This is a genomic window from Dokdonella sp., assembly GCF_035511235.1.
Lineage (GTDB): Bacteria > Pseudomonadota > Gammaproteobacteria > Xanthomonadales > Rhodanobacteraceae > Dokdonella.
The window spans coordinates 14,857-28,094 of sequence record NZ_DATKFQ010000012.1 but is presented as its reverse complement, the minus strand read 5'-3'; the positions used below and the strand labels follow the sequence as shown (position 1 = coordinate 28,094).

The 13,238-nt window shown below is 70.3% G+C and carries 10 protein-coding genes; 6 read left to right on the top strand and 4 right to left on the bottom strand.

Annotated elements, in window-relative coordinates; translation table 11 throughout:
* Positions 1 to 294: 294 nt before the first annotated feature.
* Positions 295 to 1,164: a succinate--CoA ligase subunit alpha gene (gene sucD, locus VMR06_RS06635; RefSeq protein WP_325374355.1), complete on the bottom strand. Its 870-nt coding sequence runs from the start codon at positions 1,162 to 1,164 to the stop codon at positions 295 to 297.
* A 14-nt stretch (positions 1,165 to 1,178) separates the two neighbouring features.
* Positions 1,179 to 2,345, bottom strand: coding sequence for an ADP-forming succinate--CoA ligase subunit beta (gene sucC, locus VMR06_RS06630; protein WP_325374351.1), 1,167 nt, complete (start codon positions 2,343 to 2,345; stop codon positions 1,179 to 1,181).
* Positions 2,346 to 2,583: 238 nt separating this feature from the next.
* Here sucC and VMR06_RS06625 point away from each other — a divergent pair, with 238 nt between their 5' ends.
* Together VMR06_RS06625 and pepQ are read left to right on the top strand one after the other, a co-directional pair.
* On the top strand, positions 2,584 to 4,185 hold the full coding sequence (locus tag VMR06_RS06625) for a sensor histidine kinase (RefSeq protein WP_325374349.1): 1,602 nt from the start codon (positions 2,584 to 2,586) through the stop codon (positions 4,183 to 4,185).
* A 161-nt stretch (positions 4,186 to 4,346) separates the two neighbouring features.
* On the top strand, positions 4,347 to 5,684 hold the full coding sequence (gene pepQ / locus VMR06_RS06620) for a Xaa-Pro dipeptidase (RefSeq protein ID WP_325374347.1): 1,338 nt from the start codon (positions 4,347 to 4,349) through the stop codon (positions 5,682 to 5,684).
* A gap of 123 nt (positions 5,685 to 5,807) precedes the next feature.
* On the opposite strand, the gene VMR06_RS06615 is transcribed toward pepQ, so the two are convergent.
* Together VMR06_RS06615 and VMR06_RS06610 are read right to left on the bottom strand one after the other, a co-directional pair.
* Positions 5,808 to 6,704 carry a DnaJ C-terminal domain-containing protein gene (locus VMR06_RS06615; protein WP_325374343.1) on the bottom strand — a complete coding sequence of 299 codons (897 nt, stop codon included), beginning with the start codon at positions 6,702 to 6,704 and terminating at the stop codon, positions 5,808 to 5,810.
* An 83-nt stretch (positions 6,705 to 6,787) separates the two neighbouring features.
* Entirely contained in the window at positions 6,788 to 7,234 is a 447-nt protein-coding gene (locus VMR06_RS06610) for an Hsp20/alpha crystallin family protein (RefSeq protein WP_325374341.1), read from the bottom strand.
* A gap of 175 nt (positions 7,235 to 7,409) precedes the next feature.
* Between VMR06_RS06610 and VMR06_RS06605 the strand changes: the two genes are divergently transcribed.
* From VMR06_RS06605 to VMR06_RS06590, 4 genes are all read left to right on the top strand, one after another.
* Positions 7,410 to 7,892: a peroxiredoxin gene (locus VMR06_RS06605; RefSeq protein WP_325374339.1), complete on the top strand. Its 483-nt coding sequence runs from the start codon at positions 7,410 to 7,412 to the stop codon at positions 7,890 to 7,892.
* Positions 7,893 to 8,092: 200 nt separating this feature from the next.
* Entirely contained in the window at positions 8,093 to 8,737 is a 645-nt protein-coding gene (locus VMR06_RS06600; RefSeq protein ID WP_325374337.1) for a TetR/AcrR family transcriptional regulator, read from the top strand.
* Positions 8,734 to 9,882: an efflux RND transporter periplasmic adaptor subunit gene (locus VMR06_RS06595; RefSeq protein ID WP_325374335.1), complete on the top strand. Its 1,149-nt coding sequence runs from the start codon at positions 8,734 to 8,736 to the stop codon at positions 9,880 to 9,882. Before VMR06_RS06600 ends, VMR06_RS06595 begins: the two co-directional genes overlap by 4 nt.
* A gap of 12 nt (positions 9,883 to 9,894) precedes the next feature.
* A complete protein-coding gene (locus tag VMR06_RS06590; RefSeq protein ID WP_325374333.1) occupies positions 9,895 to 13,056 on the top strand; it encodes an efflux RND transporter permease subunit in 3,162 nt (1,053 codons plus the stop codon).
* The last annotated feature ends 182 nt before the right edge of the window (positions 13,057 to 13,238 follow it).

Sequence of the window (13,238 nt, the reverse complement as noted above, 5' to 3'; positions counted from 1 at the left end):
GTCGTCGGCCGGCGCCGTGCCCGGTGTCGGGCCGCGGACGGCGCCCATGGCGTGCCCAGGCGGCGGCCGGCGCCGCCCAGACGCGTGCCGATGGGGCCTGGAATCGGCTTGCGGTGAAGCGCAGCGCCCAGGTCCGGCCGGCCGGCGATGCCGCGGCGCACGCCGCGGCGGGAGCGGCCCGGCCGGTCTCGCCAGGGACAGCGCCAAAACAAAACCCGCCGCACGCCGGGCAGCACCCGGTATGCGGCGGGTCGTATCGCCGGCGCATCGCGAGGATGCGCCGGCGGCGTGCCTTCAGAGCTTGCCGGCCAGCGTCTTGCCGAGGTCGGCCGGCGACTTGACGGTCGTCACGCCGGCCTTCTCGAGCGCCTCGAACTTGGCCGCGGCCGTGCCCTTGCCGCCGGAGATGATCGCGCCGGCATGGCCCATGCGCTTGCCGGCCGGCGCCGAGGCGCCGGCGATGAACGCGACGACCGGCTTGGTCACGTACTCGCTGATGAACTCGGCCGCCTCTTCCTCGGCGCTGCCGCCGATCTCGCCGACCATGATGATGCCCTCGGTCTGCGGGTCGTCCTGGAACAGCTTCAGGCAGTCGATGAAGTTCAGGCCGTTGATCGGGTCGCCGCCGATGCCGATGCAGGTCGACTGGCCGAGGCCCTCGTTGGTGGTCTGGAACACCGCCTCGTAGGTCAGCGTGCCCGAGCGCGACACGATGCCGACCTTGCCGGGCCGGTGGATGTGGCCGGGCATGATGCCGATCTTGCACTCGCCGGGCGTGATCACGCCCGGGCAGTTCGGGCCGATCAGCACGGTGTCCGGGTACTTCTTGAGCACGTTCTTGACGCGCAGCATGTCCAGTACCGGAATGCCCTCGGTGATCGCGACGATCACGCGGATGCCGGCGTCGGCGGCCTCGAGGATCGCGTCGGCCGCGAACGGCGGCGGCACGAAGATCATCGTCGCGTCGGCGCCGGTCTCGGCGACCGCGTCGGAGACCGTGTCGAAGACCGGCAGCTCGATATGGGTGGTGCCGCCCTTGCCCGGCGTCACGCCGCCGACCAGCTTGGTGCCGTACTCCAGCGCCTGGACGGAGTGGAACGTGCCCTGCTGGCCGGTGAAGCCCTGGGTGATGACCTTGGTGTTCTTGTCGATCAAAACGCTCATCGATTCGTCCTCGCTCAGGCGGCCTTGACCGCGGCTACCGCCTTCTGCGCGGCGTCATTGAGATCGGTGGCCGGCGTGATCTTCAGGCCGGAATTGGAAAGCAGCTCGCGCCCCTTCTCCACGTTGGTGCCTTCCAGGCGTGCGATCACCGGGATCGTCAGGCCCACTTCCTTGACCGCGGCGATGATGCCCTCGGCGATCAGGTCGCAGCGGACGATGCCGCCGAAGATGTTGACGAGGATCGCCTCGACCTTGTCCGAGGACAGGATCAGCTTGAACGCCTCGGTCACGCGCTCCTTAGTCGCGCCGCCGCCGACGTCGAGGAAGTTGGCGGGCTCGGCGCCGGCCAGCTTGATCACGTCCATCGTCGCCATCGCCAGGCCCGCGCCGTTGACCATGCAGCCGATGTTGCCGTCCATCGTCACGTAGTTGAGGTTGTGCCTGACCGCGGCGGCCTCGGCGGCGTCCTCCTGGCTCTCGTCGCGCATCGCGGCCAGATCGGGGTGGCGGAACTCGGCGTTGTCGTCGGAGTTGACCTTGCCGTCGAGCGCGGCCAGCGAGCCGTCGGCGAGGATCGCCAGCGGGTTCAGCTCGACCAGGGCCAGGTCCTTGTCGTTGAACAGCCGGTACAGGCCGGTCATGATCTTGGTCAGCTGGCCGGCCTGCTTGACGTTCAGGCCCATGTCGAACGCGAGGCGGCGCGCGTGGTACGGCTGGATGCCCTCGACGAAGTCGACCTCGATCGTGTGGATGTCCTCGGGCGTGTCGCGCGCGACCTGCTCGATGTCGACGCCGCCCTGGGCCGAGGCGATGAACGAGATCGTCTTGCTGCCGCGGTCGACCAGCACCGACAGATAAAGCTCCTTGGCGATGTCGCCGGCCTCGGTCACCAGCACCAGGTTGACCGGCAGCGCGCGGCCGCCGGACTGGTAGGTCTCCATCGCCGTGCCGAGCATGCCGGCGGCGGCGTTGCGGACGTCATCGACGGTCTTGCAGAACTTGACGCCGCCGGCCTTGCCGCGGCCGCCGGCGTGGATCTGCGCCTTGACCATCCAGGGACCGGCGCCGAGCGCCTGCGCGGCAGCGACGGCCTCATCGGGCGTGGACGCGACCTTGCCGGCCGGAACCGGGATGCCGTACTGGGCGAACAGCTCCTTGGCCTGATACTCGTGGAAATTCATGCATGCACCTGAAAAGGGGGAGTGGACGACACGGGTCGACGCCACCGCCGCGGAGGCGGGAAGCGAGGGAGACGCCGGGGCCGGCGGGCCGAAGATTCAGAAAAACGGCCGCGGAGCGGGCGCGTATTGTGGGCAAACCGCGCCTCGAAATCAAAACGATCGTTCGATCGCCGCGCGCGCCTATACTCGCCGCGGGAAGCCGACGGCGCGCCGCCGGGCGCGGGGACAGATGATCTCGATGGGCGAAACGACGCGGCGCGAGCTGTACTTCTTCAACCTCTACCGGGTCTTCGAGGCGTTCGTGTTCGCCGGCCTGGTGTTCAGCCCGATCGCGGTCGACTGGGTCCAGGTGACCCATCCGCGGCTCGGCCAGGCGGTCGTGCTGGGCTACATCACGCTGTCGCTGGCGCTGCTGGCCGCCACCTCGCGCATGTACGCCAAGCCGGGCTTCTGGATCGGCACGGCACTGTGCCTGGACATCCTGGCCGCCTCGCTGGTCCACGTGTCGCTGGTCGGCGCCAGCACCGCGGTGCCGATCCTGCTGATCGTCAACGTCGGCGCCGCCGCGCTGCTGCTGCCGCTGCGCCAGTCGCTGGTGCTGGCCGCGCTGGCCGCGCTCGGCATCATCGTGCCGCCGATCCTGACCGACACCCTCGGCATCACGCGCGGACGCACCGGCACCGAGGCGGCGCTGTTCGGCGTGGCTTATCTGGCGCTGGCCCTGCTAGGCCACTATCTCGGCCGGCACGTGCGCGAAACCGAGGCCCTGGCCGAGCAGCGCGGCGCGGACCTGCTGAACCTCGAGCAGATCAACGACCTGATCATCCAGCGCATGAAGACCGGCGTGCTGCTGGTCGACGACGCCAACCGGATCCTGCGCATCAACGAATCGGCCTGGCGCCTGATCGGCACGCCGGCGCCGAGCGAGCGCGATCTGGGCAGCGTCGCGGCCGAGCTGTCGCGGCGGCTCTACCACTGGCGCACGTCCGGCCGCACCGACCAGAGCGCGGTCGCGCTGGCCGCCGACGTGCCCGAGGTGATCCCGCGCTTCACGCGGCTGGCGCCGAACGACGACAGCCACGTGCTGATCTTCCTCGACGACACCTCGCTGCTGTCGCGCCGCGCCGAGGAGCTGACGCTGACCTCGCTGGGCCGGCTGTCGGCCTCGATCGCGCACGAGATCCGCAATCCGCTGGCGGCGATCCGCTACTCGGCGCAGCTGCTGGCCGAGTCGCCGGAGCTCAACGAGGAGGACGCGCGCCTGGTCGAGATCATCAACAACCACTGCACGCGCGCCAACGACGTCGTCGAGAACATCCTGCAGCTGTCGCGGCGCGAGCGCTCGCGGCCCGAGAGCATCGACGTCAACGCCTGGGTGCTGGCCTTCGTCGACGACTACCGCCAAGGCAACGACCTCGGCGCCGACCAGCTGCGCGCGATCACGCAGAACCGGCGCATCGAGGCGATGGTCGATCCGCAGCATCTGCAGCAGGTGGTCTGGAACCTCGTGCAGAACGCGCTGCGCTACGGCCGCCAGCCGAGCGAACCGGCGCGCGTGGCCGTCGTCGCGCGGCTGGCGACCGATCGCGGACCGCCGCTGATCGAGGTCATCGACCGCGGACCGGGCATCCCGCCGCGCGTGGCCGCGCAGATCTTCGAGCCGTTCTACACGACGCACGAGTTCGGCACGGGCCTGGGCCTGTACCTGGCCAAGCAGATGACCGAGTCGAGCCAGGCCACGCTCGAGTACGTGCCGGTGGCCGGCGGCGGCGCCTGCTTCCGGATCACGCTGAGTCCGGTCGCGACGCTGGCCACGCGCAGCGGCGCGCGGCCGGCCTGAACCGTACACCGGTCCGCCGGCGCAGCCTTGCGACCGCCGCGGCGAGGCGCCGCCGCCGGCCCACGCGCTGCTGACGCCGGCGGCGCGCTGCGGCCTCGCGGACTGGCCGCGACGGCCGCGCAGGCGGCACAATCGGGCGTTCCCTCGCACGCAGCCCCGCCATGTCCGATCCCTCGACCGACCTCAATACGCTGTACCCGGCCCATCTGGCGACGCTGCAGGCGCGGAGCGACCGGGCGCTCGAGCGCGGCGGCTTCGACCATCTGGTCGTGCCGGCCGGCATGGCGCACTATCAGTTCCTCGACGACCGCGACTATCCGTTCGCCGTCAACCCGCATTTCAAGCACTGGCTGCCGGTCACGCGCGCGCCGGGCTCCTGGCTGGTCTACACGCCGGGGCGCCGGCCGCGTCTGATCTACCTGCAGCCGCGCGACTACTGGCACGTCGTGCCGGAGGCGCCGGCCGGCTACTGGGTCGACGCGTTCGACATCACGATCATCCGCGAGCCGGCGCAGGCGCGCGCGTTGCTGCCGGCCGATCCGGCACGCTGCGCGATCATCGGCGAGCCGAACGCGGCGCTGGACGGCTTCGCGCCGAACAATCCGCAGGCGGTCATCGACTACCTGCACTACCACCGCGCCTACAAGACGCCGTACGAGCTGGCGCTGATGCGCGTGGCGAGCCGGCTCGGCGCCCGCGGACACCGCGCGGCCGAGGCGGCATTCCGCGACGGCGCCTCGGAGTTCGCGATCCATTGCGCCTATCTGGCCGCGACCCAGCTCGCCGAGCACGAGCTGCCGTACGGCAACATCATCGCGCTGAACGAGCACGCCGCGGTGCTGCACTACACCGACCTGGACCGCGTGCCGCCGACCCGCCCGCATGCGTTCCTGATCGACGCCGGCGCGAGCTTCCATGGCTATGCCAGCGACATCACGCGGACCTGGGCGGCCGAGCGCGACGGCGAGTTCCAGGCCCTGATCGACGCGGTCGACGCGGCGCAGCGCGGCTTCTGCGCGAAGGTGCGGCCCGGCCAGAGCTATCCGCAGCTGCACCTGCACGCGCACCACGTGCTCGGCGGCATCCTGCGCGATCATGGCTTCGTACGGATGAGCGCCGAGGCGGCGGTCGAGGCCGGCGTGACCGGGGTCTTCTTCCCGCACGGCCTCGGTCACGGCATCGGCCTGCAGGTGCACGACGTCGCCGGCTTCGCCGCCGACGAGGCCGGCGCGGCGATCGCCAAGCCGGCCGGCCATCCGTATCTGCGCCTGACGCGCACGCTGGCGCCCGGCATGGTCACGACGATCGAGCCGGGGCTCTACTTCATCGACCTGCTGCTGGCCGAGCTGAAGACGCGGCCGGAAGCCCGCGACATCGACTGGGCGCGTGTCGACGCGTTCCGCCGCTACGGCGGCATCCGCATCGAGGACGACGTGGTCTGCACCGACGGCGCTCCTGAGAACCTCACGCGCGAGGCGTTCGCGGCGCTCGACCACTGAGATCGACGGCAGCGCGCGACCGCTCAGGCCGCAGCGCGAGCCTGTCCGTTCCGGCGCATCGCGGGGCGCGCGCTATCGGCTCACCGCGGCGGCCCGGGACGCCGCGACCGCTCCGCAACGGCCTCAGCCGCGCGGCTTGAATGCCGCAAACGCCTCGGCCAGGCGCTCGTACAGCGCGCGCTGCTCGTCGGTCTCGGCCGGCGGTGCATGCACCTCGAGCACGACGATCTGGTCGCCGGGCGGATCGCCGGGCCAGCCGCGGCCACGCAGGCGCAGCTTGCGTCCGGAGTCCGAGCCGGGCGGCACGCGCAGCTCGACCTGGCCGTCGAGCGTCGGCACCGGGATCGTCGCGCCGAGCGCGGCCTCCCACGGCGTCAGCGCCAGCGTGTGCACGACGTTGCGGCCTTCGAGACGGAACCGGCCGTCGCTGCGCAGGCCGATCTCGAGCAGCAGGTCGCCGGGCGGGCCGCCGTTCTGGCCCGGACTGCCCTGGCGGCCCAGCCGGATCTGCTGGCCCGGCTGGATGCCGGCCGGAATCTTGACCTCGAGCGTGCGCTCGCCCTGGAGGCCGTCGCGCAGCGTGATGCGCTCGCGGCCGCCGCGCACGGCGGTCTCCAGGTCGATCGCGATCTGCGCGTGCAGGTCGCGGCCGCGGCGCGCGGCGCTGCGCGGCCCGCCGCCCATGCGGCCGCCGAACAGCGATTCGAAGAAGTCGCTGAAGCCGGCGCCCTCGAAACCGGACGGATCGAAGTCGCCGTGCTGCTGCCAGTTCGGCGGCGGCCGGAATTCGTCGCCGGCGCGATAGCCGCCGGCGCGCAACTGGTCGTAGGCGGCGCGGCGCTCGGCATCTTTGAGCGCCTCGTAGGCCTCGTTGACCGACTTGAACTTCTCTTCCGCGTCGGCCTCCTTGCTGACGTCCGGGTGGTACTTGCGGGCGAGCCGCCGGTACGCCGACTTGATCTCGGCGTCCTTCGCATCGGGCTTGACCCCGAGGATCTCGTAGTAATCCTTGAATTGCATGCGCTCTATCTTGCCCCACAAATGAGAAGGCCCGCGACGGAGCGGGTCCGTCGCGGGCCGGTCGCAACTGCCCCGCTACGGGATCAGCTGTTGATGGTAATCCGGCGCGGGGTCGTTTCCGGCTTCTTCGGAATCGAAATCTCCAGCACGCCGTGCTTGCCCTGCGCGGTGATGCCGTCGGCATCGGCACTGTCGGGCAGCGCGAAGCGGCGGTAGAAGACCCCGTGCGAGCGCTCCACGCGCGTGAACTTGGCGCCCTCCTCCTTGCTCTCGGCGGTGCGCTCGCCGCGCAGCGACAGGATGCCCTTGTCCATGTTGATCTCGATCGACTGCGGGTCCACGCCCGGCACGTCGGCCAGGATCACGAAGCGCTTGTCCTCTTCCTTGATGTCCACGCGCGGCGCCCACTGGCTGGTGACGACGTTGGACTGGTCGCCTTCCTCGGCGTTGAAGAAGCGCTCGAACGCCTGGCGGAATTCCTGCTGCAGGTCGTTGCGGACGTTCCAGGGCGAATGACGGATGATGCTCATGGCGATGACCTCGAAGTTGGGGGCGGCAGCGACGCCGCGATGGCTCGGTACGTAGGGACCGGCGATGCGGTTTCAAGTCGGCGGCGAATCGCGGCAGCGGCCGCTGCGGCTATGATCAGCGTCCATTCAACTACCGGCCGGCCCTGCCGGCCGCGCACGCATCAGGAGCGGCGATGTGACCATCCAGACCGGCCAGGCGATTCCGGCGGCCAGCGTGAGCCTGATCGATGCGGACGGTCCGCGACCGGTCCGTACCGATGCCCTGTTCGCCGACCGCCGCATCGTGCTGTTTTCGGTACCCGGCGCCTTCACGCCGACCTGCTCCTCGCGCCACCTGCCCGGCTACGTCAAGCTGCTGCCCGAATTCCGCGCCCGCGGCGTCGAGGTGGCGTGCATGGCGGTCAACGATGCCTACGTCATGCAGGCCTGGGCCGCGACCCAGGGCGTGCCGCCGGATCTGCTGATGCTGGCCGACGGCAACGGCGAGTTCACGCGCGCGCTCGGCCTGGAGCTCGATGCCAGCGCCTACGGCATGGGCCTGCGCAGCCGCCGCTTCGCGCTGTACGCCGTCGACGGGATCGTCCGCATGCTGCAGGTCGAGGCGCCGGGCGAGTTCGCGGTCTCGAGCGCCGAGGCAATGCTGGCCGCGCTGGACTGACCCGCGACGTCCGCGCCGGTCCGAGCATTCCGCGCACGTCGGGTTCCGGCCGCCGGCGCTGCCGCGCCGGCTTCGCCGCGGCCTGGTCACGCCGGTACCGCCGCGCCGCTGAAAGCATCCGCGCACCGATCGCACTTGCGTTCCGGCCGCAGATCACTAGACTACGCCCCATTATTGAACTAGACGGTATAGTCCACGCGATGGAGCCGACCCCGACGCCCGCGCCCGCTGCGCGCCAGGACCGCGTGCGCGATGCCGTTCGCGGCGCCGCCCAGGCGCTCTGGCTCGAACGCGGCTACCAGACCAGCATGGACGACGTCGCGCGACGCGCCGGCTGCTCGAAACAGACCGTCTACGCGCACTTCGGCAGCAAGGCCGACCTGTTCCGCTGCGTGATCGAGGACCTGCTGGCGCCGATCACCGCACGGCTCGAACCGGCCGGCGATCTGCGCAGCACGCTGACCGCGTTCGCGCGCGAACACGCCGAACTGCTCGCCGCGCCGCAGACGCAGGCGCGGCGGCGGATCCTGATCGCCGAGGCGCCACGCTACCCGGACATCGCCCAGGGCCTCTATCGCGGCGGCCTGGCGCATCTGATCGATCGCCTCGCCGACGTGCTCGGCGAGGCGATGCAGCGCGGCGCCCTGCGCGAGGGCGACGCGGACACTGCCGCCGAGCTGTTCCTCGGCCTGTGCATCGGCGTGGAGTCCGAGCGCCATCTGTTCGGCACGACGCGGCGACGCACCGCCGGCGAGCGCGATGCCTGGGCCAGCACCGCCGTCGATGCGTTCCTGCGCGCCTACGCCCCTCATTCCCCGTCTTCACCTTCCAGGAAGCAGTCATGAACCGCATCCCCCGCATGCTCGCGCTGGCCCTGACCTGTTCGGCCCTGATCGCCTGCCAGAAGAGCGAGCCGCCCGCGGCCGCGCCGCCACCGGAGGTCGGCGTGATCCAGGCGCAGGCGCAGGCCGTGCCGCTGACGCGCGACCTGGTCGGCCGGCTCTCGCCGTTCCGCAGCGCCGACGTGCGCGCGCGCGTGGCCGGCGTCCTGGTCAAGCGCGTCTATGCCGAGGGCAGCGACGTCGAAGAAGGCGACGTGCTGTTCGAGATCGATCCGGCGCCGCTCAAGGCCGCGCTGGCCTCGGCGCAGGCGGCACTGTCGCAGGCCCAGGCCGCGGCGACCAATGCCAAGGCGACCGCGAAGCGCGCGCGCGATCTGATCGGCAAGCACTACGTATCGCAGTCGGATCTCGACAACGCCGAGGCCGCCGAGCGCACCACCGCGGCCCAGGTGCAGCAGGCACGCGCCGCCGTGCAGACCGCGCAGATCAACCTCGGCTACGCGACCGTGCGCGCGCCGATCGCCGGCCGCGCCGGCCAGCAGCAGGTCACCGAGGGCGCCCTGGTCGGCCAGGGCACCGCGACGCTGCTGACGACGATCGACCAGCTCGATCCGGTCTACGCCAACTTCACGCTGAGCGTCGCCGACCTCGACCAGCTGCGCCAGTCCGCGGCGGCCGGCTCGATCACGCTGCTTGAGCCGAACAAGGCCGAGGTGACGCTGACGCGCCAGGACGGCACGCCGACCGGCAAGACCGGCGTGCTCGACTTCTCCGACGTCACCGTCGATCCGGCCACCGGCAGCGTCGCGCTGCGCGCGCAGATCGCCAATCCGGACCGCACGCTGCTGCCGGGCATGTACGTCACCGCGAGCCTGTCGCTCGGCCAGATCAACCGCGCATTCCTGATTCCGCAGTCGGTCCTGCAGCGCGACGCGCAGGGCGCCTACGTGCTGGTCGTCGGCGAAGGCGACAAGGTCGAGCGGCGTGCGGTCAAGGCCGACACGCTGCGCAAGGACGCCTGGATCGTCACCGACGGCATCCAAGACGGCGAGCGCCTGGTCGCCAGCGGCGTACAGAAGGCACGGCCGGGCCAGCCGGTCCGGCCGGTACCGGCCGAGACGGCCGGCACCCAGCCGGCTCAAGGCTGAGGACGCACGCTCATGGCACAGTTCTTCATCAACCGCCCGGTCTTCGCCTGGGTGGTCGCGATCCTGATCTCGCTCGCCGGCGTGCTGTCGATCTACAGCCTCGGCGTGGAGTCCTATCCGACGATCGCGCCGCCGCAGGTCACGATCACCGCCAACTACGCCGGCGCCAGCGCCGACACGGTCGAGCAGACCGTGACCCAGGTGATCGAGCAGCAGCTGACCGGCATCGACAACCTGCTCTACTTCAGCTCGCAGTCCAGCTCGAACGGGCGCGTGCAGATCACCGTCACGTTCCAGACCGGCACCGACCCCGACACCGCCCAGGTGCAGGTGCAGAACAAGGTCGCGCAGGCCGAGCCGCGCCTGCCGGCCGAGGTGACCCAGCAGGGCGTGGTCGTCGCCAAGGCCGCCGCCGGCTTCCTGATGGTGGTCGGCCTGCGCGCCGACGACGGCGGCATCGACCGCAACGGCCTCAACGACATCGTCGCCTCGCGCGTGCTCGACCAGATCTCGCGCATCAACGGCGTCGGCGCGACCCAGCAGTTCGGCTCCGAATACGCGATGCGCATCTGGGTCGATCCGGTCAAGCTGCAGGGCTACGGGCTCTCGGCCAGTCAGCTGACCGCGGCGATCCGCGCGCAGAACGTGCAGTTCGCCGCCGGCGCGATCGGCGCGCAGCCGGCGCTGCCGAGCCAGGAGTTCATGGCGACGATCTCGGCCGACAGCCGCTTCACGCAGCCCGAGCAGTTCGAGAACATCATCGTGCGCGCCAACAGCGACGGCACGACGGTGCGTCTGCGCGACGTCGCGCGCGTGGAGTTCGGCGCGTTCACGTTCGGCTTCGACACCCAGTACAACGGCAAGCCGCTGGCCGCGTTCGCGATCCAGCTGCTGCCGGGCGCCAACGCGCTGCAGGTGGCCGATGCGGTGCGCAAGCGCATGGACGAACTCTCGGCGAGCTTCCCGGCCGGCGTGGTCTGGTTCACGCCGTACGACTCGACGACCTTCGTCAACATCTCGATCAACGAAGTCGTGCACACGCTGATCGAGGCGATCGTGCTGGTCTTCCTGGTCATGCTGATCTTCCTGCAGAACTTCCGCGCGACGATCATCCCGACCCTGGTCATTCCGGTCGCGCTGCTCGGCACCTTCGTCGGCATGCTCGCGCTCGGCTTCACGATCAACCAGCTCAGCCTGTTCGGCATGGTGCTGGCGATCGGCATCATCGTCGACGACGCGATCGTCGTGATCGAGAACGTCGAGCGCATCATGAGCGAGGAAGGCCTGTCGCCGAAGGAGGCCACGCGCAAGGCGATGGGCCAGATCTCCGGCGCGATCATCGCGATCACCGTGGTACTGGCCGCCGTGTTCGTGCCCTCGGCGATGCAGTCCGGCGCGGCCGGCGAGATCTACCGGCAGTTCGCGCTGACGATCGCGGTGTCGATGGGCTTCTCGGCCCTGCTCGCGCTGTCGCTGACGCCGGCGCTGTGCGCGAGCTTCCTGAAGCCCACCCACGGCAAGCCGAACCTCGTGTTCCGGCAGTTCAACCGCTTCTTCGACTGGATGACCCACACCTACGTCGGCCACATCGCCTCGGCGGTGCGCCACGCGCCGCGCTGGATGGTGCTGTTCGTCGCACTCAGCGTCTGCGCCGGCTTCCTGTTCACGAAGCTGCCGACCGGCTTCCTGCCCGAGGAGGACCAGGGCTACGCGCTGGCGATCGTGCAGCTGCCGCCGGGCTCGACGATGGCGCGCAACCAGGGCGTGATGGGCCAGATCCGCGAGCGCCTCGAGAAGAATCCGGCGTTCGAGGGCTTCATGCAGATCTCCGGCTTCAGCTTCCTCGGCCTCGGCGAGAACGTCGGCATGGGCTTCATCCGACTCAAGGACTGGAGCGAGCGCGACATCACCGCGACCGAGTTCATCGGTCAGGCCAACGGCGCGCTGTCGGACATCAAGGGCGCGCAGATCTTCGTCGTCAACCTGCCGACCGTGCAGGGCCTGGGCCAGTTCGGCGGTTTCGACCTGTTCCTGCAGGACCGTTCGGGCCTGGGCTACCAGCGCCTCGTCGAGGCGCGCAACCAGCTGCTCGGCAAGGCCAACGCGCCCGACTCGGGCCTGGCCGCGGTCCGTCCGAACGGCCTGGAGGATGCGCCGCAGATCAAGATGACGGTCGACCGCACGCAGGCCGAGGCGCTGGGCCTGTCGGTCAGCGACGTCTACGCCTCGCTGCAGACCTTCCTGGCGCCCAACTACGTCAACGACTTTTTCTACCAGGGCCGCGTCAAGCGCGTCGTGGTCCAGGCCGATGCGCAGTTCCGCAGCTCGCCCGAGGCGCTCAAGCAGTTCTACACGCCCTCGACGCTGCCCGCGAGCACGCTCGGCACGACCGCCGCCAACGGCCAGCTGATGATTCCGCTGTCGAGCGTCGTCAACACCGAGTGGACCAGTTCCTCGCCGTCGCTGATCCGCTTCAACGGCTACTCGGCGATCGAGATCGTCGGCAATCCGGCGCCGGGCAGCAGCTCCGGCGATGCGATGGACCGGATGCGCGCCCTGATCGACGAGCTGCCCGACGGCATCGGCTTCGACTGGGCCGGCATGTCCTATCAGGAGATCCTGTCCGGCAACCAGCAGACGATGCTCTACATCCTGTCGCTGGTCGTGGTGTTCCTGTGCCTGGCCGCGCTCTACGAGAGCTGGTCGATTCCGACCTCGGTGCTGCTGGTCGTGCCGCTCGGCGTGCTCGGCTGCATCGTCGCGACCTGGCTGCGCGGCCTGCCCAACGACATCTACTTCAAGATCGGCCTGATCACCGTGGTCGGCCTGGCCGCGAAGAACGCGATCCTGATCGTCGAGTTCGCGGTCGAGCAGCAGCAGGCCGGCAAGACGCTGCGCGAAGGCGTCATCGAGGCGGCGCGCCTGCGCCTGCGTCCGATCCTGATGACCTCGCTGGCGTTCATCCTCGGCGTGCTGCCGCTGGCGCTGTCGAGCGGCGCCGGCGCCAACTCGCGCCACTCGATCGGCACCGGCGTGATCGGCGGCATGCTGTTCGCGACGTTCCTCGGCGTGCTGCTGATCCCGATCTTCTACGTGATCGTGCGGCGTCTGCTCGGCGACCGGCTCGACGGCGACGGCGGCAAGCCGCCGCAGCGGATCGAGACCGCGCACTGACGAAACGGCCTGCTGCCGCATGCGATCCAGGGACGGATCGCGCGGCCGGACCGATCCGGTCGATCAGGCCCGGGACGCTCGGCCGCAAGCTGCGCGTGATCGGGGCAGCGCGGCCGGTCCGGGCTGCGGCACGGCGAGGCGAGCATCGCCTCGGGAGGCGATCGGCGCTGCGGGCACGAGGG

Coding starts and splice junctions, on each gene's coding strand:
- sucD (WP_325374355.1), bottom strand. CDS start 1,164: ATGAGCGTTTTGATCGACAAGAACACCAAGGTCATCACCCAGGGCTTC.
- sucC (WP_325374351.1), bottom strand. CDS start 2,345: ATGAATTTCCACGAGTATCAGGCCAAGGAGCTGTTCGCCCAGTACGGC.
- VMR06_RS06625 (WP_325374349.1), top strand. CDS start 2,584: ATGGGCGAAACGACGCGGCGCGAGCTGTACTTCTTCAACCTCTACCGG.
- pepQ (WP_325374347.1), top strand. CDS start 4,347: ATGTCCGATCCCTCGACCGACCTCAATACGCTGTACCCGGCCCATCTG.
- VMR06_RS06615 (WP_325374343.1), bottom strand. CDS start 6,704: ATGCAATTCAAGGATTACTACGAGATCCTCGGGGTCAAGCCCGATGCG.
- VMR06_RS06610 (WP_325374341.1), bottom strand. CDS start 7,234: ATGAGCATCATCCGTCATTCGCCCTGGAACGTCCGCAACGACCTGCAG.
- VMR06_RS06600 (WP_325374337.1), top strand. CDS start 8,093: ATGGAGCCGACCCCGACGCCCGCGCCCGCTGCGCGCCAGGACCGCGTG.
- VMR06_RS06595 (WP_325374335.1), top strand. CDS start 8,734: ATGAACCGCATCCCCCGCATGCTCGCGCTGGCCCTGACCTGTTCGGCC.
- VMR06_RS06590 (WP_325374333.1), top strand. CDS start 9,895: ATGGCACAGTTCTTCATCAACCGCCCGGTCTTCGCCTGGGTGGTCGCG.